Source organism: Gilliamella sp. B3022 (genome assembly GCF_028751545.1).
Taxonomy (GTDB): Bacteria; Pseudomonadota; Gammaproteobacteria; order Enterobacterales; family Orbaceae; genus Gilliamella.
In genome coordinates this window covers 763,208-786,666 of sequence record NZ_CP071867.1, presented here as the reverse complement: position 1 = coordinate 786,666, position 23,459 = coordinate 763,208, and the positions used below count along the sequence as shown (strand labels likewise).

Annotated in this window: 22 protein-coding genes and 1 tRNA gene; 7 read left to right on the top strand and 16 right to left on the bottom strand. The window is 34.3% G+C overall.

Going from position 1 to position 23,459, the window contains the following annotated elements; all coding sequences use genetic code 11:
* Nucleotides 1-105 precede the first annotated feature (105 nt).
* The 8 genes from J4T76_RS03435 to J4T76_RS03400 form a co-directional block, all read right to left on the bottom strand.
* Nucleotides 106-1,584: an NAD(P)H-hydrate dehydratase gene (locus J4T76_RS03435; protein ID WP_267341636.1), complete on the bottom strand. Its 1,479-nt coding sequence runs from the start codon at nt 1,582-1,584 to the stop codon at nt 106-108.
* A 70-nt stretch (nt 1,585-1,654) separates the two neighbouring features.
* Nucleotides 1,655-3,049: a UDP-N-acetylmuramate:L-alanyl-gamma-D-glutamyl-meso-diaminopimelate ligase gene (mpl, locus tag J4T76_RS03430; RefSeq protein ID WP_267341637.1), complete on the bottom strand. Its 1,395-nt coding sequence runs from the start codon at nt 3,047-3,049 to the stop codon at nt 1,655-1,657.
* A gap of 124 nt (nt 3,050-3,173) precedes the next feature.
* Complete coding sequence (gene recJ, locus J4T76_RS03425; RefSeq protein ID WP_267356123.1) at nt 3,174-4,910, bottom strand: single-stranded-DNA-specific exonuclease RecJ; 1,737 nt, start codon at nt 4,908-4,910, stop codon at nt 3,174-3,176.
* Nucleotides 4,911-4,990: 80 nt separating this feature from the next.
* The gene (gene dsbC / locus J4T76_RS03420; protein ID WP_267341640.1) at nt 4,991-5,695 is read right to left on the bottom strand and encodes a bifunctional protein-disulfide isomerase/oxidoreductase DsbC; all 705 of its coding nucleotides are present in this window, start codon (nt 5,693-5,695) and stop codon (nt 4,991-4,993) included.
* A 25-nt stretch (nt 5,696-5,720) separates the two neighbouring features.
* Nucleotides 5,721-6,620, bottom strand: coding sequence for a site-specific tyrosine recombinase XerD (gene xerD, locus J4T76_RS03415; protein ID WP_324123803.1), 900 nt, complete (start codon nt 6,618-6,620; stop codon nt 5,721-5,723).
* 599 nt (nt 6,621-7,219) lie between these two features.
* A complete protein-coding gene (locus J4T76_RS03410) occupies nt 7,220-7,483 on the bottom strand; it encodes a hypothetical protein (RefSeq protein WP_267341643.1) in 264 nt (87 codons plus the stop codon).
* Between the two features lie 135 nt (nt 7,484-7,618).
* Nucleotides 7,619-8,011, bottom strand: a complete 393-nt coding sequence (locus J4T76_RS03405; protein WP_267341644.1) for a hypothetical protein — start codon at nt 8,009-8,011, stop codon at nt 7,619-7,621.
* A 12-nt stretch (nt 8,012-8,023) separates the two neighbouring features.
* The gene (locus J4T76_RS03400) at nt 8,024-8,296 is read right to left on the bottom strand and encodes a hypothetical protein (protein WP_267341646.1); all 273 of its coding nucleotides are present in this window, start codon (nt 8,294-8,296) and stop codon (nt 8,024-8,026) included.
* 234 nt (nt 8,297-8,530) lie between these two features.
* Between J4T76_RS03400 and J4T76_RS03395 the strand changes: the two genes are divergently transcribed.
* Both J4T76_RS03395 and grxB read left to right on the top strand, forming a co-directional pair.
* Nucleotides 8,531-9,163, top strand: a complete 633-nt coding sequence (locus tag J4T76_RS03395) for a Pr6Pr family membrane protein (RefSeq protein WP_267346117.1) — start codon at nt 8,531-8,533, stop codon at nt 9,161-9,163.
* A gap of 2 nt (nt 9,164-9,165) precedes the next feature.
* Nucleotides 9,166-9,816: a glutaredoxin 2 gene (gene grxB / locus J4T76_RS03390; RefSeq protein ID WP_267356121.1), complete on the top strand. Its 651-nt coding sequence runs from the start codon at nt 9,166-9,168 to the stop codon at nt 9,814-9,816.
* Nucleotides 9,817-9,971: 155 nt separating this feature from the next.
* Here the strand turns inward: grxB and J4T76_RS03385 are convergent, their stop codons facing one another.
* Nucleotides 9,972-11,006, bottom strand: coding sequence for a tagatose 1,6-diphosphate aldolase (locus J4T76_RS03385; protein WP_416380573.1), 1,035 nt, complete (start codon nt 11,004-11,006; stop codon nt 9,972-9,974).
* Nucleotides 11,007-11,253: 247 nt separating this feature from the next.
* Between J4T76_RS03385 and J4T76_RS03380 the strand changes: the two genes are divergently transcribed.
* The 3 genes from J4T76_RS03380 to J4T76_RS03370 all read left to right on the top strand — a co-directional run bounded on the left by J4T76_RS03380 (nt 11,254) and on the right by J4T76_RS03370 (nt 15,748).
* Nucleotides 11,254-12,573 carry an MFS transporter gene (locus J4T76_RS03380; RefSeq protein WP_267355010.1) on the top strand — a complete coding sequence of 440 codons (1,320 nt, stop codon included), beginning with the start codon at nt 11,254-11,256 and terminating at the stop codon, nt 12,571-12,573.
* 496 nt (nt 12,574-13,069) lie between these two features.
* Complete coding sequence (gene adhP / locus J4T76_RS03375; RefSeq protein WP_267341655.1) at nt 13,070-14,104, top strand: alcohol dehydrogenase AdhP; 1,035 nt, start codon at nt 13,070-13,072, stop codon at nt 14,102-14,104.
* Nucleotides 14,105-14,299: 195 nt separating this feature from the next.
* Entirely contained in the window at nt 14,300-15,748 is a 1,449-nt protein-coding gene (locus J4T76_RS03370) for an APC family permease (RefSeq protein WP_267341657.1), read from the top strand.
* Nucleotides 15,749-15,853: 105 nt separating this feature from the next.
* Here J4T76_RS03370 and rimL read toward each other — a convergent pair whose 3' ends face one another.
* The 4 genes from rimL to J4T76_RS03350 all read right to left on the bottom strand — a co-directional run bounded on the left by rimL (nt 15,854) and on the right by J4T76_RS03350 (nt 18,718).
* Nucleotides 15,854-16,405 (bottom strand): 50S ribosomal protein L7/L12-serine acetyltransferase, encoded by a 552-nt coding sequence (gene rimL / locus J4T76_RS03365; RefSeq protein ID WP_267341658.1) that lies wholly within the window; start codon nt 16,403-16,405, stop codon nt 15,854-15,856.
* A 183-nt stretch (nt 16,406-16,588) separates the two neighbouring features.
* Nucleotides 16,589-17,950, bottom strand: a complete 1,362-nt coding sequence (locus J4T76_RS03360; protein ID WP_267341660.1) for a PTS ascorbate transporter subunit IIC — start codon at nt 17,948-17,950, stop codon at nt 16,589-16,591.
* 20 nt (nt 17,951-17,970) lie between these two features.
* Nucleotides 17,971-18,243 (bottom strand): PTS sugar transporter subunit IIB, encoded by a 273-nt coding sequence (locus tag J4T76_RS03355; RefSeq protein WP_267341661.1) that lies wholly within the window; start codon nt 18,241-18,243, stop codon nt 17,971-17,973.
* A gap of 31 nt (nt 18,244-18,274) precedes the next feature.
* A complete protein-coding gene (locus J4T76_RS03350) occupies nt 18,275-18,718 on the bottom strand; it encodes a PTS sugar transporter subunit IIA (RefSeq protein WP_267341663.1) in 444 nt (147 codons plus the stop codon).
* A gap of 328 nt (nt 18,719-19,046) precedes the next feature.
* Here J4T76_RS03350 and J4T76_RS03345 point away from each other — a divergent pair, with 328 nt between their 5' ends.
* On the top strand, nt 19,047-20,078 hold the full coding sequence (locus tag J4T76_RS03345) for a LacI family DNA-binding transcriptional regulator (RefSeq protein WP_267341664.1): 1,032 nt from the start codon (nt 19,047-19,049) through the stop codon (nt 20,076-20,078).
* Between the two features lie 126 nt (nt 20,079-20,204).
* Here the strand turns inward: J4T76_RS03345 and J4T76_RS03340 are convergent.
* Both J4T76_RS03340 and tgt read right to left on the bottom strand, forming a co-directional pair.
* A tRNA-Pro gene (locus J4T76_RS03340) sits at nt 20,205-20,281 on the bottom strand.
* 60 nt (nt 20,282-20,341) lie between these two features.
* A complete protein-coding gene (gene tgt, locus J4T76_RS03335; RefSeq protein WP_267341665.1) occupies nt 20,342-21,490 on the bottom strand; it encodes a tRNA guanosine(34) transglycosylase Tgt in 1,149 nt (382 codons plus the stop codon).
* A gap of 212 nt (nt 21,491-21,702) precedes the next feature.
* On the opposite strand from tgt, the gene J4T76_RS03330 reads away from it, so the two are divergent.
* On the top strand, nt 21,703-22,308 hold the full coding sequence (locus J4T76_RS03330; RefSeq protein WP_267356117.1) for a M48 family metalloprotease: 606 nt from the start codon (nt 21,703-21,705) through the stop codon (nt 22,306-22,308).
* A 95-nt stretch (nt 22,309-22,403) separates the two neighbouring features.
* Here J4T76_RS03330 and queA read toward each other — a convergent pair whose 3' ends face one another.
* Entirely contained in the window at nt 22,404-23,441 is a 1,038-nt protein-coding gene (gene queA, locus J4T76_RS03325) for a tRNA preQ1(34) S-adenosylmethionine ribosyltransferase-isomerase QueA (RefSeq protein WP_267346125.1), read from the bottom strand.
* Nucleotides 23,442-23,459: the final 18 nt, after the last annotated feature.

The window sequence follows — 23,459 nt, the reverse complement described above, 5'->3', positions numbered from 1 at the left end:
CCTTACTGAGTAAACTAAAACTAAAACTAAAACTAAAACTAAAACTAAAACTAAAACTAAAACTAAAACTAAAACTAAAACTACAGGTTATATGTTGAGCTAAATTTATAATATATCATTTAGACTGTCGATGACATCACTGGCTAATAAACTGTATTTATTTCGTCTTTTTAACGCCTCATCACCCGCCAATCCATGTAAGTAAACGCTTACTGGGGCCGCTTTTATAGGTGGTAAATGTTGTGCTATAAGTCCTGCCATAATTCCGGTTAAAACATCACCTGTCCCGCCCGTTGCCATACCATTATTACCGGTTTGGTTAATATAAGTGGCGTTTTGAGGGATTGTGACAATGGTTTTTGCATCTTTAAGAACGCAGATTACGTTATAGTCTTGTGCAAATTTTTTTGCAGTCATGATGAGATTGTTTTTAATTTTTTCAATTGGTAGATTGATTAATCTGGACATTTCCCCTAAATGTGGAGTGACAATGATGGTTGAGTGCGCTTGTTTTAATAATTTCAAATTCCCACCTAAGGTATTAAGTCCATCAGCATCTATAATAATGGGAATCGTAGCGTATTGTAATACGTGCATTAATATTGTATAAGTATCTTTAGATACTCCCATTCCCGGCCCAATAACGATGACTGAGGCCCAATTTATTAATTCTTCAAGTTTTGTTGTATCAATTTGATTGGGAATATAAGGTGTAAATAATACTTCAGGTAGTTGTGTTAATAAAATATCACGATTACATATTGGTGTGTAAATACGTACTAACCCAGCACCAGTTTTATAAGCGGCTTTAGCTGAAAAGAAGGCTGCTCCGGACATATTTTCTGATCCGGCAATAATCAATACGTTACCATAGCTACCCTTATGACTATGATTCGATCTACGTGGTAATAACTGGCTCAACTCACTAGATTGATAAGTATAATGAGTTGCTGGCGTATCTGCATAGAGACCAATATCTGCAATAGTGATTTCGCCGGCTAATTCAGCTCCTGGATAAAGTGATAAACCAATTTTTGAATAGGCAAATGTTACCGTTTGTTTCGCTTTGACAGCAATACCAAGAATGTTACCCGTATTGCTGCAAAGTCCTGAAGGAATATCAACAGCAAGAACTTCAGCGTTACTCTGATTAATCAATTTAATTGTATGAAAAAAATCACCTGTAACGATACGATTAAGCCCTATACCAAAAATAGCATCAACAATCGTTGTATATTTAGTTAAGGACCCTTTGAGTGAAGTTACAAAGGTAATATTATAATGTTGTGCTATTTTGATTTGCTGTAACGTTTCATTTGAAGCCTTTTCTGGTTTGCCAATTAAATAAACATTAACATCAATGTTTTGTAATTTGAGTAAGCGAGCAATAGCAATACCATCACCACCATTCTTACCATATCCACATACTACAGCCACTTTATTTAAATTATAGTTATTTTTATTAAGTTGATTCACCACGGCTAGGGCAGCACGTTCCATGAGTACCAAGGAGGGTAAACCAATTTTATTTGAGATATAAGCATCATAATGCTTCATTTCAGACGAGGTAACTAAGTATTGCATGATACTGCCTCTTACTGTAAATGAGATGCCACATTAAGTGGCAAAATCATACAGGTAAATTCACCCATCATTAGAGTAATGATTGTTCATCCAATTGATCTTTTAGCTGTTTTTTTTTTAGGCTTTCTAAAATTTTATCATGTATTCCGCTAAAACCGCCATTACTCATAATTAAAATAGCATCAGAAGGTTTAGCGGATTTCGTTATCATTTCAACAAGCAAATCGATATCGCCAGACCAGTATGCAGGTTGAATACAACCATCAACAACATCTGCTACTAACCATGGTAATTGTTCCGGTTGGAATATAAAAACTTCATCAGCACGACCCAGTGATGGTGCCAACTCATCTTTTGATACACCAAGTTTCATTGTATTTGAGCGAGGTTCAAGAACGGCTAAAATTCGGCGATTAGCTCCAATTTTGCTACGCAAAGCTTCAAGAGTTGCCAAAATTGCAGTCGGATGATGGGCAAAATCGTCATATATTTCAATATTATTAACTTCACCATAAAGTTCTAATCGTCTTTTCGCATTGATAAACGTACTTAATGCTGCACAAGCATCCGTAGGTTGAATGCCCACATTATGAGCGGCAGCAATAGCCATCAGCGCATTATGCATATTATATTCACCCACTAAAGAATATTTAACTTCGCCCACTTTTTCGCTATTATAATAAACCGCGAAGTGGCTGGCATCACTATTAATACGTTGTGCTAGCCAACCTGTTTCAGATTCCGTAAAGCTTTGTTCACTCCAGCAACCTTTAGCTAATACTTGTTTTAAATTTACATCATCTTGTGGCGTGATGATAAGTCCTTTACTTGGTACTAAACGGACTAAATGATGAAATTGCTTTTGGATTGCACCAAGATCATCAAAAATATCAGCATGATCAAATTCTAAATTGTTCATGATTAAGGTTTTAGGGCAATAATGCATAAATTTTGATCGCTTGTCGAAAAATGAACAATCGTATTCGTCAGCTTCAATTACAAAAAAATTACCTTCGCCTAATCGTGCCGATACATCAAAATTACCCGGAACACCACCAATAACAAAACCTTGCTGATAACCTTGTTTTTCTAATATCCAATTGACCATTCCAGCAGTCGTTGTTTTACCATGGGTACCTGCAACAGCAATCACCCAACGATCGCGTAAGACATTATCATGTAACCATTGAGGGGCTGAAATATAGGGAATATTATTATCAAGAACATATTCAACGCAAGGGTTACCTCTTGATAGCGCATTACCGATTATTACCAGATCGGGAGTAGGGGTCAATTGAGAAGGATCATACCCTTCAATAATATCGATATGCTCTTTTTGCAAAAGTGTACTCATCGGCGGGTAAACATTCTTGTCTGAACCCGTTACGTTATGACCTTGCGAACGGGCTATTAATGCAATTCCTGTCATAAATGTGCCACAAATTCCTAGAATATGAATATGCATTTTTAGTCCTTAACTTTAATAAAAATGTATTGATAATAATATTTGTTTAGTTATCACTGTTGTTTTGATTGGCAATTGGATGTAATTCCGAAATGTCTGCGTAATTATAGTCGATTTTTATGGCTTATGCGATAGGCCATAAATATCTAATCAATAGTTTTGCCATTTGATTACCACGAAATTCATCTACCATTAAATGATAAACGATTTTGACATTTTTTAATGATTGATCTGGCCATTGTTGCAAGTTAGCATTAAACAATATGCCTTCAACAAGTGGTCCTCCCTTTTGGGGTTCCAAAACTAATCTAAGATGTTTTTCTGCAAACAAGCGCTGTTGATGAATAATAAATTCCCCATCAAAAATGGGTTCAGAAAAACCTTCTCCCCAAGGACCGGCTTCTTTTAAATGTTTTGCTATGACATAATTAAAATCTTTACCCTCTATTTCGCCATCTGTTTCAATGATTGGTTCTAATGGTGTCTTAATGAATTTAGTATTGACTAGCTCTTCGAAGCAAGTTTTAAATTGTTCAAAATCCTCTTCACGAATGGTTAAACCTACCGCCACTGCATGACCACCAAAATTCACAATTAAATTCGGGTATTGCTGATCAAATTCATCTAATAAATCACGTAAATGTATTCCTGCTATTGATCTTCCAGATCCTTTTAAATAACCATCTGTAGTTGAGGCAAATGAGATAACAGGTCGATAATACTTATCTTTTAATCGAGCCGATAAAATACCAATAATACCTTGGTGCCATTGAGAGTGGTAAACAATCAGTATGTCTGGAATGGCTGTTGCTTGTTTTTCAATTTGTTGAATAAATGATAATGCTTCTTTATGCATAGTTTGCTCAATCAATTTGCGATCATTATTGAGCATATCAAGATTTTTGGCTTGTTCTATAGCCGTATCAAAATCATCACAAAGTAATAATTCAACACTTAAAGACATATTATCCATTCTTCCTGCTGCATTTAATCTTGGTGCAATATAAAAAGCGAGATCTGTTGCAGTGAAAGAAGATGGCTCTTTTCTTGCAATATACAATAAAGCTTTTATTCCTTCACAACAATAGCCAGATCGAATTCGTCTTATGCCTTGATGGACCAAAATTCGATTGTTGTGATCCAGTTTTACTACATCGGCAATGGTACCTAAAGCTACTAAATCTAATAAATTGGCAACATTGTATGGTATTAAGTTATTTTTTGTATACCAATCTTCCTTACGTAACTTGGCCCTTAATGCGAGCATAAAATAAAATGCTACCCCGACTCCAGCTAAATGTTTAGATGGAAAAGAACAATTAGGTAAATTAGGATTGATTATGGCATCAGCCCTGGGTAACTGTTCTGGACATAAATGATGATCAGTAATAATGACCATTAAGTTAGCTTGCTTTGCAAACTCAACAGCTTCAATGGCAGCAATACCATTATCAACAGTGATTATCAAATCCGCACGTTGTGAAATGGCTTTTTTTACGACGCTTACACTCAATCCATAACCATCTTCAAAGCGATCTGGAATGATATAATTAACAAATTGACAGCCCATTTTTTTCAGTGCTGTTACGGTTAATGCCGTACTTGTTGCCCCATCGGTATCGAAATCACCTACAACAACAATGCGTTTGTTCTCTTTCATTGCTGAATAAAGGATTTCAACAGCATTTTGTGTGCCAGTTAATTTATCATAATTGCATAAATTACGCGTTGTATAATCAAGTTCATGCATGGATTTAATGCCACGTAATGCGTATATTCGTTGCAATAATTGCGGAATATCTTGTGATAACTCGGGAAAAGAATCAGGTAATTTTCGATGTAATATTCTATTTTTATTCATATTATAGATGTTAGCGTCAAAACGCTAACATATGTCTTTATGTTCGTTTTAATTAATAATTAAAATTGATTCGTAAAATCTTACTTAACCGATTTTTTATTTAAAATAGTAAGTAATTTATCAGCAGGGACATAGCCAGAAACAAGTTGACCATCAGCTAAAACAATGGCAGGTGTGCCAGTAATACCAATTTGTTTACCAACATTAAATTGTTGGGTTACATAAGGTATCATACTGCTTGCTGGAGAGATAGGATTATCTTTGTAAGCATTTTCAAAAGCAGCTTTACGATCCGCTACACTCCAGATTGATTGCATGTTTTTTCCAACTTCGCTATCTGCGCCAGCTCGAGGAAAAGCAAAATAGTGTACTGAAATACCTGCATCCAAATATTTATTAATATTTTCATGCAACAGTTTACAATAATGACAGGTATAATCCGTAAATACGGAAATAACATATTTTTCATTGTTAGCTTTATAGACAATAGCATCTTTCTCAATCGATTTGATTAATTTAGCATTGTGACTATTAGCGATATTTTGAGGTTCGTTGCCTTGAACATCAAAGATTGGTCCTTGAGTTAGGTATTTTCCATCATCAGAAACATAAAAAACGCCATCAGGTGTGATCACGGTTTTAAATCCATTTACTGGACTATTCTCAATTTTTATGTCTTTGGTTTGATATCCTAATTGGTTTAAGCTTTTTGTAATATCGGCATTCGCTGCTAGTACTGAAGTTGAGATCAATGCTAAACCTATACTTAAAACTATTTTCTTCATTTAATTATCCTTATTTTGTTGAGAACTATGCTCGAGGATGATGTTTGCTGTGTAACTGTTTTAATCTTTCCGTTGCCACATGTGTGTAAATTTGAGTGGTCGATAAGCTACTATGACCGAGTAACATTTGTACCACGCGTAAATCTGCACCATGATTAAGCAAATGGGTTGCAAAAGCATGTCGAAGTACGTGTGGGGAAAGTGCTTCAATGTTAATACCGGTTAGTATGGCATAATATTTAATTCTATGCCAGAAGGTCTGTCTGGTCATTTTTTTACCTAATCTGCTTGGAAATAGTACATCAACTGCGCCATTTTTTAAAAGATCATTTCGGGCATATTTAAAATAATACTCTAACCAATAAATCGCTTCTTCACCGAGTGGCACTAAGCGTTCTTTGTTACCCTTACCGATGATTCGAACGACGCCTTGACGTAAGCTCACATCACTTATTTCTAAATTAACCAGTTCAGAAACACGTAAACCTGTGGCGTAAAGAACTTCTAACATGGCTTTGTCTCGAAGCTCAATAGGATCTTCAATACTTGGAGATTCAAGCAATGCGTCGACTTGTGATTCAGTTAAATCTTTGGGCAGTTTTTTCGGTAATTTTGGTGATGATAAAACTGCTGAAGGATCATCAGTGCGATAATTTTCTTGATAAAGATACTGAAAAAATCTTTTAGTCGCGCTGAGTAAACGTGCAGAGCTACTGGCTTTATAACCATCTTGAACACGCTGCATTAAAAAATTCTGTAAATTGTTAGTTTGCGCGGTCAATAATGTTACATCTTGTTGTTGCAGTGATTGACTTAATGCAATTAAATCAAGTTTATAAGATGTAATAGTATTTTCTGCTAAACTACGTTCCAGCCATAGCGAGTCTAAAAATTGTTCAATTAACATTTTATTTTGTGCTGGTATGTTTTTATCAGATATCAAAAGTAGTCCCTACGAATAATTTGTGATAAATATTATATACCAACTGAAGATAAGAAGTTAAAGATAGGTTCAGATTATAAGGCGATATAATCTTTTTTTGATGCTCAATTACAATTAGATTTAACCAATATTTTTACTCAAAGATATAGTTAACCTGAAACTTTTTGACAAAATTAATTTCATTATCTAGTCACACTGAATTTTGTAAAAACGTTAATGTCCATTTTTAATTATACGTCATTAGCTGCATAGCACTATTAAATATCCGACGTTTCAATTTAGAAAAATCTAAGAAGCTTGATATGAGTTCTTAATACAATTTTAACTACTTTTATCATCAATTCTGACTTCGATCTCCTTGATTTTCAGATGTAATGGTAGTTTTTGTTTTAAAATAAATGATACCGGTATAACTCTTTGAATCCTTTGTTTCTGAAGCAGAAATACTTTTTTACGATAGGCAGGTTGGCAACGAATTTTAGGCTCAATTTATTAGCAAATAAGCCAATGGGCTTCTGTAATTGAAATAGGATTTTGTCTATGGTTTAGGGTGAAAATTATCTATTTGATCTCGCCATTTATTATAATTCCAAGTGACCACTTTGGTTTTCGGCGTTTCCAAATAATCTAATGCCGCTTGTTTTTCGGTTGGGGGTAAGTTGTTGCTCCAAACGATTTTGGATTTCTTTGTTATATTCCCAAACCGGTGGTAGTTGCTCTGCATCCCACGCTAAATTCCTGCCTATCTCGATAATTTTTTTTGCATAATCACTTAATAGTGACCAGGCATTGGCTTTAACCGGATCTTGCTCCCGTCCTAAACCATATAAATAGGCTTCAGTCATGCGCAATATGCCTATAATCGAGCTATGCTCTGCTATTAGCTATGCATAATCTATCGCCTGTTTTAAATTGTCTGATTTTAATACTTTGCGGTATTCGGTTAATTTATTCAGTTGCTCATATTTCTGATCTTTATATTAACGCCCTTGTTGAAATAACATACGGGCTATCAAACCTTCGTAGCAATGATAGCCACCGTCAATGGCGTAATTAAAATACTCAATACTTTTTTCTAATTGCTCATCTGTACAGGGTCTCGCCATGCCTTGTTCATCATACCTACAAGCCCCCTTACTCCAACCTTTTCTAATTGCAAAATACGGATATTTTAAATCGGCAAACTTATCCCATAAGTACCCCCGCATTTGCTCACTTTTAAATACGTAAGGTTCGACTAACGGTTTACCTGGATTATCCACTAACTGATCCCGATACTTATGCATAAATTCTGTAAATGAGATCATCCCTTTTTCTTCGTAATCTTCATCAAAGAATTTATGCCAAGTAAGAAGAGAGTAATAATATGGCATGGCATTTTTATCTTATTGCCAGGCATGTTTTAAAAATTTGATTAAGTTGTCCGGGCTAACTACCGCATGGAATACTTGATCGTCAAAAGCTGATTCATACAACTTTTTAGCTTCTTTTATATGTAATAATTGATTTTCAGGAATGGTTGAAGGGTAAATTGTAAGGTCTATAATTAAATTTTCCGGTTGATTAAGTTCATGGTTTTGTTTTTTTGAATCATCATTGCTTAAATATATAAGACCAATACCGATAATAAAACCCAAAATAATGACAAAAATGATCATTTAAGTTGTAAAAAATATTCAGGAGTGTATACCGTTTTATTCTAAAATCGTGGTAATTTTAAATTAGAAGCGTAAATTGCAATAGTGAAAAATACTTAGATTTTATGCCTTCTTTATGCTTTCTTTATGAGTATTTTGTTCAGAGTTTTGATTAAAAGTCACACATTAATCTATTTTTATATTTTCGTTTTTTTATATGAACTGATATATACTGCAATACGGTTTGATTTTTTTATGTTTGTTATGTTGAAACGAAATTTTCATTTTTTTATTGCATTATATGTGCTGTTTGTTGTCGGTTTTGAAACTTATACTTATTGGCATGCACAACTTCGAAGCTGGCAACCAGCAACACCAATAGGGCGTATGGTGTTTTATTACAGTTTTTTTACTGTATTATCTAACCTTATGTTGGCAATAAGTTGTTTATGGTTAGCTTTTAGCCCGAATTGTAATCGTTTTATTTTTCGAGTTATTCGATTAAATGGGTTGGTGGGGGTAATCATTACTGCTATTGTGTATAACTCGCTTTTGCGTGGCATTCATATCCCGCCCAATATATATATGCGATTAGCTAATGAAAGTTTACATGTCGTTATTCCCACATTTGGTATTTTAAGTTGGTTGATTTGGGGACCATTTCAGCGGATTAATTTTCGCGTCATTATGGGATCTTTAATTAGCATGTTAATTTATGGTGTTTATACTTTTGTACGAGGGTATTTTACTCATTTCTATCCGTATCCTTTTATCAATGTAACAAAAATCGGTTATTGGCAAGCATTGATTAATGCAAGCATTGTTATACTGGTATTCCTCGGGCTCGCATATTTATTATGGGCTATTGATTGGTTAAGAAGGAGGTAAAAATGAAATTATATATTTACGAACATTGTCCTTTTTGTGTAAGGGCTAGAATGATCTTTGGTTTAAAAAATATCCCAGTTGAGCTACATGTATTTCTAAGTGATGATTTTAAGTCTCCCGAAAGCATGATAGGTCAAAAAATGGCCCCAATTTTACAAAAAGATGATGGCAGTTATTTGCCTGAAAGTTTAGATATTGTTCATTATGTGGATAATCATTATGGGAGCAAACCTATTTTAATCGGACCAACATCTGCAAATATTGAAAATTTAATTAAACAACTACAACAATATGATTATAAATTAGAGTGCCCACGCTATATAAAACTTGGTTTGGCAGAATTTACTACTCAAAGTGCAATCAACTACTTTGTCACAAGTAAAACTAAAAAAATAGGTTCGTTTGATGAATGTTTAGCACAGACGGATTCATTGGTATCTAAAATATCTAAATTATTGAATGATCTTGAACCGTTAATTATCTCGTCACAAGCGTGTAATGGGCAATTATCTTTAGATGATATATGTTTGTTTCCTGTGCTACGCAACTTAACATGTGTAAAAGGATTGTCTTTTCCACCTAAAGTGCAAAGTTATATTGAGTCGATGGCTAAATTAACTAAAGTAAATTTATTTTTTGATAAAGCGCTCTAATATCATTTAGGACGTTCTAATTTATTTTTTATTGACAGCACATCTTGGTAATAACATTTTTAGCACTTTAAAAGAGAGTACAGGTAAATAGGATAACATCCTGTACTCTATCTTTGCTTACTCGTAATTTACAGCTATTTGGTTCGAATTTATGATTAATTACCTAATTTAATATCGATCACTTCTATGTTTTGTTTACCACCATAAATATCATACCAAGGTGTCGCATACTGTTTTAAAATTTTATTGAGGTGTTCAACATTTTCACGTCCTGTTTGATCTAACCAGCGTTTAAGACCGTCTTTTCCTTCTTTGGCATAAGCTGCAACGCCTTCAAACCATGTTGCGCGACCACCTAAAATACCACTGTATTTAGCGCCGTTTTCGCCAGCAAAAATTAATTCTTGATGGAAAGTTTTAGTGGGTACACCTGCACTCAAATAAATAAATGGGCGAGTTGCTACGTCACTGGCCTGTTTAAAATAATCAGCAGCTTGTTTTTGGGTGTAAACAACAGCATTATTATCATTAAATCCTTCAACATTTTTGAAAAGTACTGGGACTTCAACTTTTAGTACATCAATATAATATTGATTTTTAGTAAACTCTTTAATGGTATTAATGACTTTTTGAGGTTTTATTTTGGCAAATTCAGGGCTTTTATCATCAGTTATCACATTATCATAGACGATTGGTTCTACAAATAACGGGATATCCGCCGCTCTTGCTTCAGTACCGATACGTTCTAAAAAAGCATGTTTTTTTTCTAGAATATCTTGAGGATCATCGGGATTATAATAAACCAAAACTTTTGCGGCATCGGCTCCTTTTTTCAATAACCGTTGTAGAGAGTCTTCTGGCAAAACATCGGGTAGACGACCTGGAGTATTAGCATCATAACCTGTTTTTTCGTAGGAGATGATTAATCCAGCATCTTTATTTTTTTTAGCCATACCTTTAAAGCCATACTCTTCATCTAACAAGATAGCACTAACATATTTGGTTAATTCTTGTGAGACAAGCTCTTTGAACTCATACACCATATCTATATGATAGTGATCTTTACCTACTGCCGATTCCATCATTTTTACCATTGAACCGCGTTGGTCAATCGCTAATGCTGCAATCACACCATCTTGGTTAGATAATTGTTGCATGCGTGTGAATTTACCTCGAGTAATATGTTTTATAGCCATTTCACGACTCTCCATTTTAAAATATTTTTTGATTGTAGTTTTAATTTGTCACGGTATATTAATCATTTAGTGCTGTTTATCTAATCAAATAAGATATATTTTAAAAAAAGATTTTATATTATACCGATAATAAAATGTAGGTTGTCGTTTTAATTGATATTTTCTTTTAAAAAATAGGGTGTTCAGGTATATTAGTACATTAAAATATACTATGTGTAAAAAAAAAATTACAAGGAAGATCATGTCATACACAGCACCCATTACGTACACTCGTACTTTAAATAAACAAGATTATAAAACGTTAGCATTGTCTGCTTTAGGTGGAGCTTTAGAGTTTTATGATTTTATTATATTTGTTTTCTTTTCAATTACTATTAGTCATCTGTTTTTTCCAAATGATATGCCAGTATGGTTAAGTCAGGTACAAACATTCGGTATTTTTGCAGCAGGTTATTTAATTCGTCCCTTTGGAGGAATTATTATGGCGCACTTTGGCGATCTTTTTGGTCGAAAACGAATGTTTACGCTTAGTATACTGCTTATGGCTTTACCGACGTTATTTATCGGTTGTTTACCAACATATACCCATATTGGTGTTTTTGCTCCTTTATTACTCCTACTTATGCGATTATGTCAGGGTCTGGCAGTAGGCGGTGAAGTACCCGGTGCTTGGACATTTGTTGCTGAACACGTACCAAAAAATAAAATTGGTTTAGCATGTGGAATTTTAACCAGTGGCTTAAGTTTAGGTATTTTATTCGGATCATTGGTTTCAACTGTTATAAATAAAAGCGTCTCTCCCGAACAATTAATTGATTGGGGATGGCGAATTCCTTTTCTTATTGGTGGTATTTTTGGTTTGATGGCAATGTATTTGCGCCGTTGGTTAAAAGAAACCCCAATTTTTCTTGAAATTCAGAAACGTAAACAGCAAGAATTGTCTAATAAAATTCCTGTTATTACCGTGATAACTCAATATTTACCCCAGACAATATTATCAATGTTACTGACTTGGGTTTTGTCTGCCGGTATTATGGTCATTATGTTAATGACCCCCATTTTATTGCAAAAAGCATTTGGTTACTCACCTATTGATGCATTACAAGCTAATATATTAGCCATCATTGGTCTGATTATAAGTTGTACTTTTTATGGCATGATGATGGATAAGTTTGCTATGGGTAAAGTCATATTAATGGGTTGTATTTTTGCTACACTTGCTATCGCTATTTTTTATTTATCATTAGATAACCATCAACTTTTATTTATCACTTATTCTCTAGCCGGATTCTGTGTTGGTATTGTTGGGGCTTTTGCGTGTTTTATGGTGAAAGTTTTTCCTGCTCAAATTCGTTATAGTGGCGTATCGTTTTCATTTAATATGGCGTATGCCATCGCAGGTGGATTAACACCTTTATTAATATCTTTTTTGAGTGACTTTGTAAGCAAAATGGCACCTGCTATGTATGTGGTTGGGTTATTTACACTAGGTGCATTAATTGGGCTATTTTTATTAATAAATAACCAGAGTCAGAAATATATTGCAAAAGATATTGGTTAATAATCATTGTGTTAAACTTAAATAAGGAGCGAGTATTTAGACTCGTTCCTTTAAGGTATATAAACATTTTTTCCTGCCCATGATCGTCCATTCTTTTCCTGACAGAATCTTTCAAAATATCTTAATACGTTGTTAACTGGCGTTAAATTTCATGATATGAATGCAAAGTTAAAATTAGGATTATTGATCGTGAAAATACTTTTGTTATCCATTTATTTGGCTAAGTTTAATTAAGTTTATAAGTATGCTTTTTTATTCAATAGAGAACAAAAAAATAAAAAACTAACCAAATTATCAAAATCTAATTTAAACACGTTTTTTTGAAATATTTCGCTATTGTTTGTCAATATGTTTGAGGTTAGATATACGTTTCAATTAGGATTATTAAATATTCAATGTTTTTAATAATTTTGTGAAATAACTCATTTTTTTTCAGCATGGTTAGGATAAAATAAACTCAGTTATATTGTATTTTCAAATTATGTAGGAGAAAAAAATGAAGGCAGCAGTTGTTAGACAAGAGTGCGATGGTCAAGTTGAAATTAAAGATATTCCACTGCGTCCATTAGAAGCAGGTGAAGCTTTAGTTGAAGTTGAATATTGTGGCCTTTGTCATACCGATCTTCATGTCGCGGCAGGTGATTTTGGTAAAAAACCAGGTCGTGTTATTGGACATGAGGGAGTAGGGATCGTGACTAAAATTGCTCCAGATGTAAAAAGCTTAAAAATAGGTGATCGTGTCAGTATTGCTTGGTTCCATGCTGGCTGTGGTTCGTGTGAGTATTGTATTTCAGGTCAAGAAACCTTTTGCCGTAGTGCTTTAAATTCTGGATACAGTGTTGATGGTGGTATGGCAGAACAGTGTATTGTAAAAGCGGATTACGCTGTTAAAGTGCCAGAAGGATTAGATCCAGCTCAAGCAACCAGTATAACTTGTGCAGGAGTAACAACTTACAAAGGTATTAAAGTTGCAGACACCAAACCGGGGCAATGGCTTGCGGTATTTGGTATTGGTGGTTTAGGCACCTTGGCAGTTGAATATGGCAAAAAAGTATTCAACAATAAAGTGGTGGCGATTAGTAATAGTGACAGCCAGTTAGAACTATGTAAAGAACTGGGTGCTGACTTAATTGTCAATCCGAAAAAAGTAACTGATGTTGGTGCTTATATTAAAAAACATACGGGTGGAGGTGTGCATGGTGCGGTAGTGACATCGGTCACTAAAACAGCCTTTAATCAAGCAATTGAGTCTGTTCGTCCTTTAGGTAGAGTGGTCGCTTTAGGTTTACCTTCTGAAACTATGGATTTAAGTATTCCTAAAACGGTATTAGATGGGATTCAAATTTTAGGTTCTTTGGTTGGTACGCGTGAAGATTTAGCTGAAGCATTCCAATTTAGTGCTGAAGGTAAAGTTGTACCAATAGTTGAAAAGCGTCCATTTGAAGACATCAACGAAATGATTAATGAAATGAGAGAAGGTAAAATTCGCGGTCGTATGGTTGTTGATATGAAAATGAAAAAACAGAGCTGATCGTTTTTCTATTTAAGTTGAAAAAGAATAAAAGCTGGCTTGATGCCGGCTTTTTTCTTGACTAAATATTGATTTATTCATTTTACTTTCGCGACTTTTACTATCAATAATATTAATCTTTCTTGTATTTTATTGATAAATCCCTATCATAAATCTATTTTGCTCGCTAATTTAATATGTTTTAAGAGGACCTGTATGGAAGATCACAATTTAGAAAATAATTTACGGAAAGATCTTGGTTTAGTTTCTGCATTGTCACTGGTGGTTGGTATGGTTTTAGGGGCAGGTGCATTTATGAAACCACCTGCCGTATTAGAAGTTGCTGGTGATTATAACTATGCATTATTAGCGTGGATTATTGGTGGTGTTTTTTCTATTTGTGGTGGATTAACACTTTGTGAATTGGGTGTTATGTTTCCACGTACAGGTGGTATGCTGGTTTATTTGGAAAAAATTTATGGCTCAAAAGTTTCCCATCTTTATGGTTGGATGATTACGGTGCTTTTTGCTCCGTCATTAGTTGGCGCATTGGTGGGGTATTTTAGTTCGGTATTTTGTCTGTTATTTGGCATAGATGATTCTTTTAAAATGGCGGTCAGTGCTGGTGTTTTAGGTTTTATTGCTGTTATTAATGCTATTGGCGTGAAACAAGCCGGTTATCTGCAAACGATTGCTACTGTTTGTAAGCTTATTCCTATTTTATTATTAGCGGTATTTGGACTATTGAAAGGCAATGGTCAAGTCGCATTATTTAGTACTAGTGGTCAAGGTATTGAAACTTATGCTCCGTTTGCTGTAGCGATTTTGGCCACTTTATTTGCTTATGATGGCTGGGCTCAAGTAGCCTCGGTTGCTGGTGAAATTCATAACCCTGCAAAAGTGTTACCTAAAGCAATCATTTTGGGTATTATATTTTTAGTTATTGTTTATGCTTGCATCAATATTGCATTATTTAAAATTTTTCCTGTACAAGAAATGGTATCACTCGGTCATGATGCATCGGCTGTTGCTTCACAACGTATGTTTGGCCATTTAGGTGGTAATTTAGTTGCTGTTGGCATTATGATCTCAATTTTAGGAGGAATTAATGGTTATATTATGACGTTATCTCGTACTATTTTTAGTATGGCAGAACGAGGAACCATCATTGGTGCACGTTATTTAAGTACAATTGATGATGATAGCCGCTCACCGGTTAATGCTATATGTGTATTAGTGATATTTTCTTTTTTATATTCGATCTTGCTTGATGCAGATCGTTTATCGGAAATCTCGATGTTTTCAATTTGGGTATTTTATTTATTAACATTTATCGGTGTTATCATTGCCCGTAAAAAGTATGCTAATGTTCCAAGATCTTATAAAGTAATTGGTTATCCAATTATTCCGATTATAGCTATATTGGGTGCTATGTATGTTATTTATGGTATGCTTGTTTATCAAACCTTTAATGGCATTGCGTCCATCATTCTGACATTAATTGGTTTACCTTTATATTATTATTACCATAGAAAGAATCAGAATAAAGAGCTTTCGCTTGGTAAAATGAAGAAATACAAAGTGAAAATGCAATATATTATCGCCATTTCTGCAATGATTATCGTTGCTCTGTTAGCTCTTTATGGTAATGTGGTTAGTAGATAATTATTGAATGTATAAAGCTTATCGTGAGATAGGTTATTTAAAAATGATAGAAATAAAAAACCGACATTAGTCGGTTTTTTTGTGCATAATTTCATCGTGATAATTTTAAAGGTACGTTGAAATTAGACCATAAATATTTTGATCATGATAAATTCCATTTAAGTATTCCGCCTGTTTAAGTGTGCCTTCATAGCTAAAACCGCATCGTTTTGCAACAGCATTACTTTTTGGATTATCTACAGAGCATTTGATAACAAATCGTTTAATTATTTTTTGTGATGCATAGTGATGAGTAAGAGCTTGAATGGCTTGAGTCATAATACCTTTACCTTCTGTTCGTTTATCGAGCCAATAACCAATATAAGCGGTTTTATTGTTTTTATCTATCTGATTGAAAGACAGTAAACCGACGAGGTTATTATCCAGTAAAATTAGATAAGTTTTGGTGAGATCTATTTGATGTTCAATTGTACAATTATCTAAGAAATTTGATGTGTCTGTTTCATTACTGACAAACTTCGTCCATGCCATATATTGACTAAAATTATCACGGTTTACATCAATAATATTGTATAACTTTGTCGAGTATCGTCGATCTGGTGGGACTAAGTGAATATGCTCATTGACAAAGATGCCTTGTTGATTGGGATTTGTCATTAACGATTCCTTTAAAAGAGTACAATCAATTTTTTATTAACACAAATTAAAGAATGATATAAATATAAGTTAGTTCATGAGTTGTAATTTTAATTGTGCTGTTACTGTACTTATAAAAACCTACCAGACCATTTGATCTGGTCATTGAATTGTTATCTTGTATTAATTAGAAACTTTTACGCTTTAATCATTTGCGGTTCTTTTATGGTTAAACAAGTAATTGTGGATGACCAATAGCGTAAAGATAGCAATAATAATCACCATTATTATGTCTTTATTGAACCATTTAGCCATATTACCCAAGATAATACCAATTCCACAGAAATCAACATCTGAGAAAGTCGTATTTGCAAAACCAAGTGAACCTAAAACAGGTAATAAAAGTACCGGTAAAAATGTGACTAATAAACCGTTAGCAAATGCACCAAGTATAGCACCTCGACGTCCGCCCATTGCATTACCGAAGACACCTGCCGTTGCGCCACAGAAGAAATGAGGAACCACGCCAGGTAGAATTAATACAGCATTTAACTGACCTAATACAAATAGACCAACTAATCCACCAAGGAAACTAAATAAAAAACCAATTAATACGGCATTAGGTGCATATGGGAAAACAACTGGACAATCTAAAGCTGGTTTGGCATTTGGCACAAGTTTTTCTGAAAAACCTGTAAATGCAGGGACAATTTCAGCAAGAATTAAGCGTACGCCTTGTAGAATAATAAATACACCAGCTGCAAAGGTAATTGCTTCGATAATTGCATAAACGAGGTAATTATCACCATTACTTAATGTTGTTTGGATATAATCAGGTCCTGCAAAAATGGCAAGAATTAAATAGATAATCATCATTGTTAATGAGATTGAAATTGAGCTATCACGTAAAAAACTGAGATTTTTAGGTAAATTCATCTCTTCTGTTGATCGAGAGTTTTTACCTACGACTTGACCAAACGCTCCCGCTAATACATAACCTAAGGTACCAAAGTGACCAAATCCAACATCATTATTACCTGTAATTTTACACATATAAGGTTGAGCTATCGCAGGGAAAAATGCCATTATTAACCCTAGTACTAATGCTCCAGTAAAGACTAATTGCCATCCTTCAAAACCTGCAACAGTTAGAATAATGCTGATCATACACGCCATATAAAATGTATGATGCCCAGTTAGAAAGATAAATTTTAAACATGTAAAACGCGCAACAACAATATTCGCAATCATCCCAAAAGCCATAATCAATGCTGTTGCTGCTCCATATTCATTTAATGCCATCGATACAATTGCTTCATTATTAGGAATGATGCCTTGTAATTTAAAGGCTTGCTCAAACATCATGCCTAAGGGTGTAATTGCACTGATGAGTACGCTTGCACCACCGCCTAAAACTAAAAATCCTAAAATCGTTTTAACCGTTCCTTTTACCGTATCAGCAAATGATTTGCGTTGGGCGATTAACCCAACCATAGCAATCATGCCAACTAACACAGCAGGTACTTTTAAAATATCAACGATAAATTTAACAACTTCTTGAATCATCGCAACACCTCATTATCTGATTATTGCTTAGCAAAATGTTCAACGAGCTTGGATTCCAAATCATTGATATCAATTATATTATTTAGAACCACAAGTTTATTACTAGGAATGCCAGAGCTGTCTGCTAAATCTTTGGTCATAACAAATACATCAGCCTGTTCAGGTGTTGCTGAGGCAAGATCTGCATGTGTTACTTCTGCTTCAATACTTAATTTTTTTAGAACTTTTTTGATATTCATTTCAACCATAAAACTGCTACCAAGACCTGAACCACAAACTGCCATAATTTTCATTTTATTTATCCCTTTCTTAATGTTATTAAATTTAATAGCGATTGATTACAGCCAAAATTTGATCACTGTTTTGTGCCTTAAAAATTGTCTGCATATCGTTTGATTCACTAAACAGACCAGCTAATTGAGTTAATATTTCAATATGGCTTGTACTGTCACTAGCGGCTAACAAAGTAATTAAATATACGGGGTCATTTTCTGTTGAATTGAATTTCACTCCTTGTTTGACCAATAGCATAGATAACCCTAATTGATTGACACCTTGCTCCGGTCTGGCATGTGGCATGGCAATGCCAGGCGCCAATACGTAGTAAGGTCCAATTGATTCATGCAATTGAATAATTGCTTGGACATAATTGGGTGAAATGGCATTATTTTCTAATAATGGTTTTGCACAAATTTGTATCGCTTCTTTCCAATCTTGAACAGAATCGACAATGTTGACTGCTTGGCTGGTTAACCATTTACCTAACATTTTTCCTCCATTAAAACCGATATCAATAATAGTTACTTTAAAAACTAACATACTAAATAAGAATAGAAATAAAAAAAAAATAGAAATGTGATAGCGCTATCAAAGTTGATGAAAATTTTTCTTATTTTGTGATGGAGATAACATTTTTAATACGACGAACATAAAATAGTTATTTAGACGTAATAGTATTATGTAAATCAGAGTGAGTTCAAATGAAGCTATCACACTTATATATTATTGATTATATGCTGTCTATTTTTCGTGTTTTGCTGTCATTAATATAACATTTATTAGTAAAAGTTTAGATTAAATTCAATCGGAATAAAAGATGCAAGAAATAAAGAAGCGTAAAACAACGGGACAAATTACTTTGTTTGATGTTGCTAAATATGCAGGTGTCGGAACAATGACCGTATCCAGAGCTTTACGAACCCCAGATCGAGTTTCAGATAAACTTCGCCAAAAAATTCAAATTGCTGTTGATACGTTAGGATATAAACCCAATATTGCAGCAAGTTTGTTAGCTTCCGCATCAGCGAATCGAGTTATTGCTGTTATCACGACTAAAATATATGATCATTCAGCTCAACTATGGTTAAATTCGCTTCAAACACACTTAGCAAAAGCGGGGTATACAACCTTAATCATTGAATCTTATCATTATTACAAATTTGAATCACAAATGTTAGATGCTATATATAGTCACAATCTTGAAGCAATTTTACTATTCCAATTTGAAGATGAAGGTTTTGTTAAGCAGATTTTGAAAAATAAAATTGTTCCTATTTTGAATATTGGTAAGAATTATGACGGATTAACCAATATAAATATTGGAATAGATGACAGTTTGGCTATGTATATGCTAACTGAACATGTAATTAAAAAAGGTTATCAATACATTGGTTTACTTTGTGCTAACCAAGAATATCAAATTTTTCAACAGCGTTTACACGGATGGCATAAAGCAATGTTGGTCTATCATCTTCCTACGTATCGAATTATTAATGCCGCTAAACCAGCTAATTTTAGCACTGGAAGTGAGTTATTACCCGATATGTTATTAAATTGGCCAGAATTGGACGCATTAATTTGTACTTCCGATGAATTAGCTTGTGGTGTCCTGTATGAATGCCAACGTCGTCATATTCGAGTACCTCATCAGTTAGCGGTAAGTGGTTTTGGTGATAATGAGTTCAGCCAAGTGAGTTTTCCTGCATTAACAACCATCGCTTTACCATATAAAAAGATCGGTGAATATACGGCCACTTTGTTATTAGATAGTTTGAAGAATAAAAAAGCATCAGAAAAAACAGATTTGTCCGAATTAGCTCCAGTCATTCGATTGCGGGCTAGTGTTTAACTAGTTTTATAAGATAGATGATTTAAATTATATTACACTCGACTCGAACCTCTAATCAGTTCTCATCCTGTCAAAATACAGATAATAAAAAAGCCCACTTACTGAGTAGGCTTTTTTATTTGAAATTGGTCGGCGAGAGAGGATTCGAACCTCCGACCCACTGGTCCCAAACCAGTTGCGCTACCAAGCTGCGCTACTCGCCGTTAGGAAGCGCATAATACTGCGCTAACAAAAAAGTGTCAATACTTACCTAAAAAAATATGCTAGTTATTTTCAGATTTTGTAAATGGGGCAGGCGTTTTACCAATACGTTGATAAAATTCGATAACAAATTCTTCATAACGTTTGTTTGCTACAGCTTCACGGATCTCTGCCATTAGACGTTGGTAATAACGCAAATTATGAATAGTATTTAATCGTGCACCTAAAATTTCCCCACATTTATCTAAGTGGTGCAGATAAGATTTTGTATAATTTTTACATGTGTAACAATCACATTGAGGATCGAGCGGTGTCGTATCGTCTTTATATTTGGCATTACGGATTTTGATTACACCATTGGTTACAAAGAGATGACCATTGCGTGCATTACGTGTTGGCATTACGCAATCAAACATATCAATGCCGCGGCGAACACCTTCAACTAAATCTTCAGGTTTACCAACACCCATCAAATAACGAGGTTTATCAATCGGCAACTGCGGGCATGTACCTTCCAAAACACGATGCATATCCGCTTTAGGTTCCCCAACTGCAAGACCACCAACGGCATAACCATCAAAACCAATTTCCGTTAATCCTTTAATTGAGATGTCTCGTAATTCTTGATGGATACCACCTTGAACAATGCCAAATAGAGCATTTTTATTGCCTAGTTCATCAAAGCGTTTTCTGCTTCGTTTGGCCCAACGTAGTGACATTTCCATTGATTTTTTGACATAATCCCATTCGGCAGGATATGGCGCACACTCGTCAAATATCATGACGATATCAGAACCAAGATCATATTGGATTTCCATAGAAATTTCTGGAGATAAAAAGATTTTGTCTCCATTGATTGGATTTCTAAAATAGACACCTTCTTCTTTAATTTTGCGAATATCACCTAAACTAAATACCTGAAAACCACCTGAATCGGTTAAGATTGGGCCATGCCATTGCATAAAATCATGCAGATCACCATGTTTACGCATGATTTCTTGACCTGGTCTTAGCCATAAATGGAAAGTGTTACCTAATAAGATTTGAGCTCCCGTTGCGGCGACTTCTTCCGGTGTCATACCTTTTACCGTTCCATAAGTTCCGACAGGCATAAATGCAGGGGTTTCTACCGTATATTCGACTCCACGACGATCGAATTTCATACGCCCACGACGAGCTAAGCCGTCGGTATTATCTAATTCAAATTTCATTTATTTACCTCTTGCGACCAAATAAACAGTTTGGCGCGTATTATTGATATAATGCGTTGTGTATTATTACATTGCGATGCCTAGTTTATCGTGCTTGACTTGAATTAACAACTTTTGATGGGATTTTTAGAATTGTGAATTATGTGATATTGTTATTTTTATTATCATTAATATTTTTGTCGACCGCATGTCAAAATAACAGAAAATATTGTATGCCTAAACGCATACCATCTGAAGCAGTAAAAATTTTATCTGAACAAGATATTCTAGCAATTAGCAAGCAAGCGTGTAATGAAATGGATAATAAGGCAACGATTGCAGCTAATCATCATGCTTTAAGTAAACGGTTAACTAAAATAGCTGAAACATTGCCTAATAATATTCATAACATAAAAGTAAATTATAAAGTCTATTTAAATACTGAACCTAATGCATGGTCTACAGCAAATGGTTGTGTTCGAGTGAACAGTGGATTAATGAAATTATTAACGGATAATGAATTGCAAGCTGTATTGGCGCATGAGCAAGGACATATTGCACTTAACCATGCTATTCAATCATTTCGACAAGCCCCGTATATTGAAGTTACCGATAAAGCTAATGAAATTGTTATCATTGTAAAACAAGAGATTGCTCAAAAGTATGAAATTGAGGCTGACGAGTATGCTCTTAATCTGTTATTAAAAGAAAAAATTGATCCAAGAGGTTTGGTAAATATGTTATTTAAAATGCCCATTCATGCATCAGAGCATCCAACATCTCATCCTTCAAATTTGTATCGTATTAATAATATTTTAGATAAATTAGATAATCAATAGATAGTAAAATTGATTTATTGGAAAAGTTACCAATCAAATTTGACCTATCCGCTTGATTAAGCAACTTTTCATTAAATATCGATAAGATTATAGAATTATTCATTAGATTGTTTGGTGATAAACATAGCATCACCATAACTAAAGAATCGATACTGTTGCTTGACAGCTTCCTGATAAGCATTCATTGTGTTTTCATATCCTGCAAATGCTGATACAAGCATAATTAATGTTGATTCAGGCAGATGAAAATTTGTGATCAGTGAATCAATGACATTAAAGTGGTAACCAGGATAAATAAATATCTGTGTATCAGCAAAAAAAGGAGCAATTTCTCCGGTTTTTTGTGCGGCGCTTTCAAGTGCTCTAACCGAAGTGGTACCCACAGCGATAACTTTATTACCTCTGGCTTTGCAGGCTAATACCGCTTTGACAACTTCTTCGGAAACCTCCGCGTATTCTGCGTGCATAATGTGCGTTTCGATATTTTCAACTCTTACCGGTTGAAATGTTCCTGCACCAACATGTAAAGTGACAAAAGCCATTTCAACCCCTTTTTGATTCAGTTTTTCTAATAAACTTTCATCAAAATGAAGTCCAGCCGTAGGCGCTGCAACTGCTCCAGGTACTTTATTGTAGACTGTTTGGTAAACTTCACGATCTTGGTCATCGTCAGGTCTATCAATATAAGGAGGTAAAGGGATATGTCCAATTTGATTCAAAATGGTAAGTACGTCGTCCGGAAATTGTAGTTCAAAAAGACTATCATGACGAGTTACCATAGTTACAGTAACAGTTGAGTTTTCTCCTAAGATTAATTCCATTCCCTCTTTAGGTGATTTTGACGCTTTTATATGTGCAAGTGCACGATTTCCATCTAATAATCGTTCAATGAGTATTTCAATTTTACCGCCAGATATTTTTTTCCCAAAAACACGTGCTGGTATGACTCGTGTGTTATTAAAAATAAGTAAATCGCCGGGATTAATTCTGTCTATAATGTCAGTAAAAATGCCATGGCTAATCTTACCTGTCTTTCCATCAAGCGATAAAAGTCGGCATGCACTTCGAGTTTCTGATGGATATTTGGCAATGAGTTCTTTAGGAAGTGTAAAATCGAAATCAGATAGTTGCATAAGTTTATACCTTAAAAA

Excerpts from the sequence above, each read along its gene's own strand:
- J4T76_RS03350 (WP_267341663.1), bottom strand. The coding sequence starts at position 18,718 with ATGTTAGGTAAATGGTTAACCAGCCAAGCAGTCAACATTGTCGATTCT.
- J4T76_RS03370 (WP_267341657.1), top strand. The coding sequence starts at position 14,300 with ATGGAAGATCACAATTTAGAAAATAATTTACGGAAAGATCTTGGTTTA.
- J4T76_RS03400 (WP_267341646.1), bottom strand. The coding sequence starts at position 8,296 with ATGATCATTTTTGTCATTATTTTGGGTTTTATTATCGGTATTGGTCTT.
- J4T76_RS03360 (WP_267341660.1), bottom strand. The coding sequence starts at position 17,950 with ATGATTCAAGAAGTTGTTAAATTTATCGTTGATATTTTAAAAGTACCT.
- mpl (WP_267341637.1), bottom strand. The coding sequence starts at position 3,049 with ATGCATATTCATATTCTAGGAATTTGTGGCACATTTATGACAGGAATT.
- J4T76_RS03405 (WP_267341644.1), bottom strand. The coding sequence starts at position 8,011 with ATGCCATATTATTACTCTCTTCTTACTTGGCATAAATTCTTTGATGAA.
- J4T76_RS03410 (WP_267341643.1), bottom strand. The coding sequence starts at position 7,483 with ATGACTGAAGCCTATTTATATGGTTTAGGACGGGAGCAAGATCCGGTT.
- adhP (WP_267341655.1), top strand. The coding sequence starts at position 13,070 with ATGAAGGCAGCAGTTGTTAGACAAGAGTGCGATGGTCAAGTTGAAATT.
- tgt (WP_267341665.1), bottom strand. The coding sequence starts at position 21,490 with ATGAAATTTGAATTAGATAATACCGACGGCTTAGCTCGTCGTGGGCGT.
- rimL (WP_267341658.1), bottom strand. The coding sequence starts at position 16,405 with ATGACAAATCCCAATCAACAAGGCATCTTTGTCAATGAGCATATTCAC.
- recJ (WP_267356123.1), bottom strand. The coding sequence starts at position 4,910 with ATGAATAAAAATAGAATATTACATCGAAAATTACCTGATTCTTTTCCC.
- queA (WP_267346125.1), bottom strand. The coding sequence starts at position 23,441 with ATGCAACTATCTGATTTCGATTTTACACTTCCTAAAGAACTCATTGCC.
- J4T76_RS03355 (WP_267341661.1), bottom strand. The coding sequence starts at position 18,243 with ATGAAAATTATGGCAGTTTGTGGTTCAGGTCTTGGTAGCAGTTTTATG.
- J4T76_RS03345 (WP_267341664.1), top strand. The coding sequence starts at position 19,047 with ATGCAAGAAATAAAGAAGCGTAAAACAACGGGACAAATTACTTTGTTT.
- dsbC (WP_267341640.1), bottom strand. The coding sequence starts at position 5,695 with ATGAAGAAAATAGTTTTAAGTATAGGTTTAGCATTGATCTCAACTTCA.
- J4T76_RS03435 (WP_267341636.1), bottom strand. The coding sequence starts at position 1,584 with ATGCAATACTTAGTTACCTCGTCTGAAATGAAGCATTATGATGCTTAT.
- J4T76_RS03395 (WP_267346117.1), top strand. The coding sequence starts at position 8,531 with ATGTTTGTTATGTTGAAACGAAATTTTCATTTTTTTATTGCATTATAT.
- J4T76_RS03380 (WP_267355010.1), top strand. The coding sequence starts at position 11,254 with ATGTCATACACAGCACCCATTACGTACACTCGTACTTTAAATAAACAA.
- J4T76_RS03330 (WP_267356117.1), top strand. The coding sequence starts at position 21,703 with ATGCCTAAACGCATACCATCTGAAGCAGTAAAAATTTTATCTGAACAA.
- grxB (WP_267356121.1), top strand. The coding sequence starts at position 9,166 with ATGAAATTATATATTTACGAACATTGTCCTTTTTGTGTAAGGGCTAGA.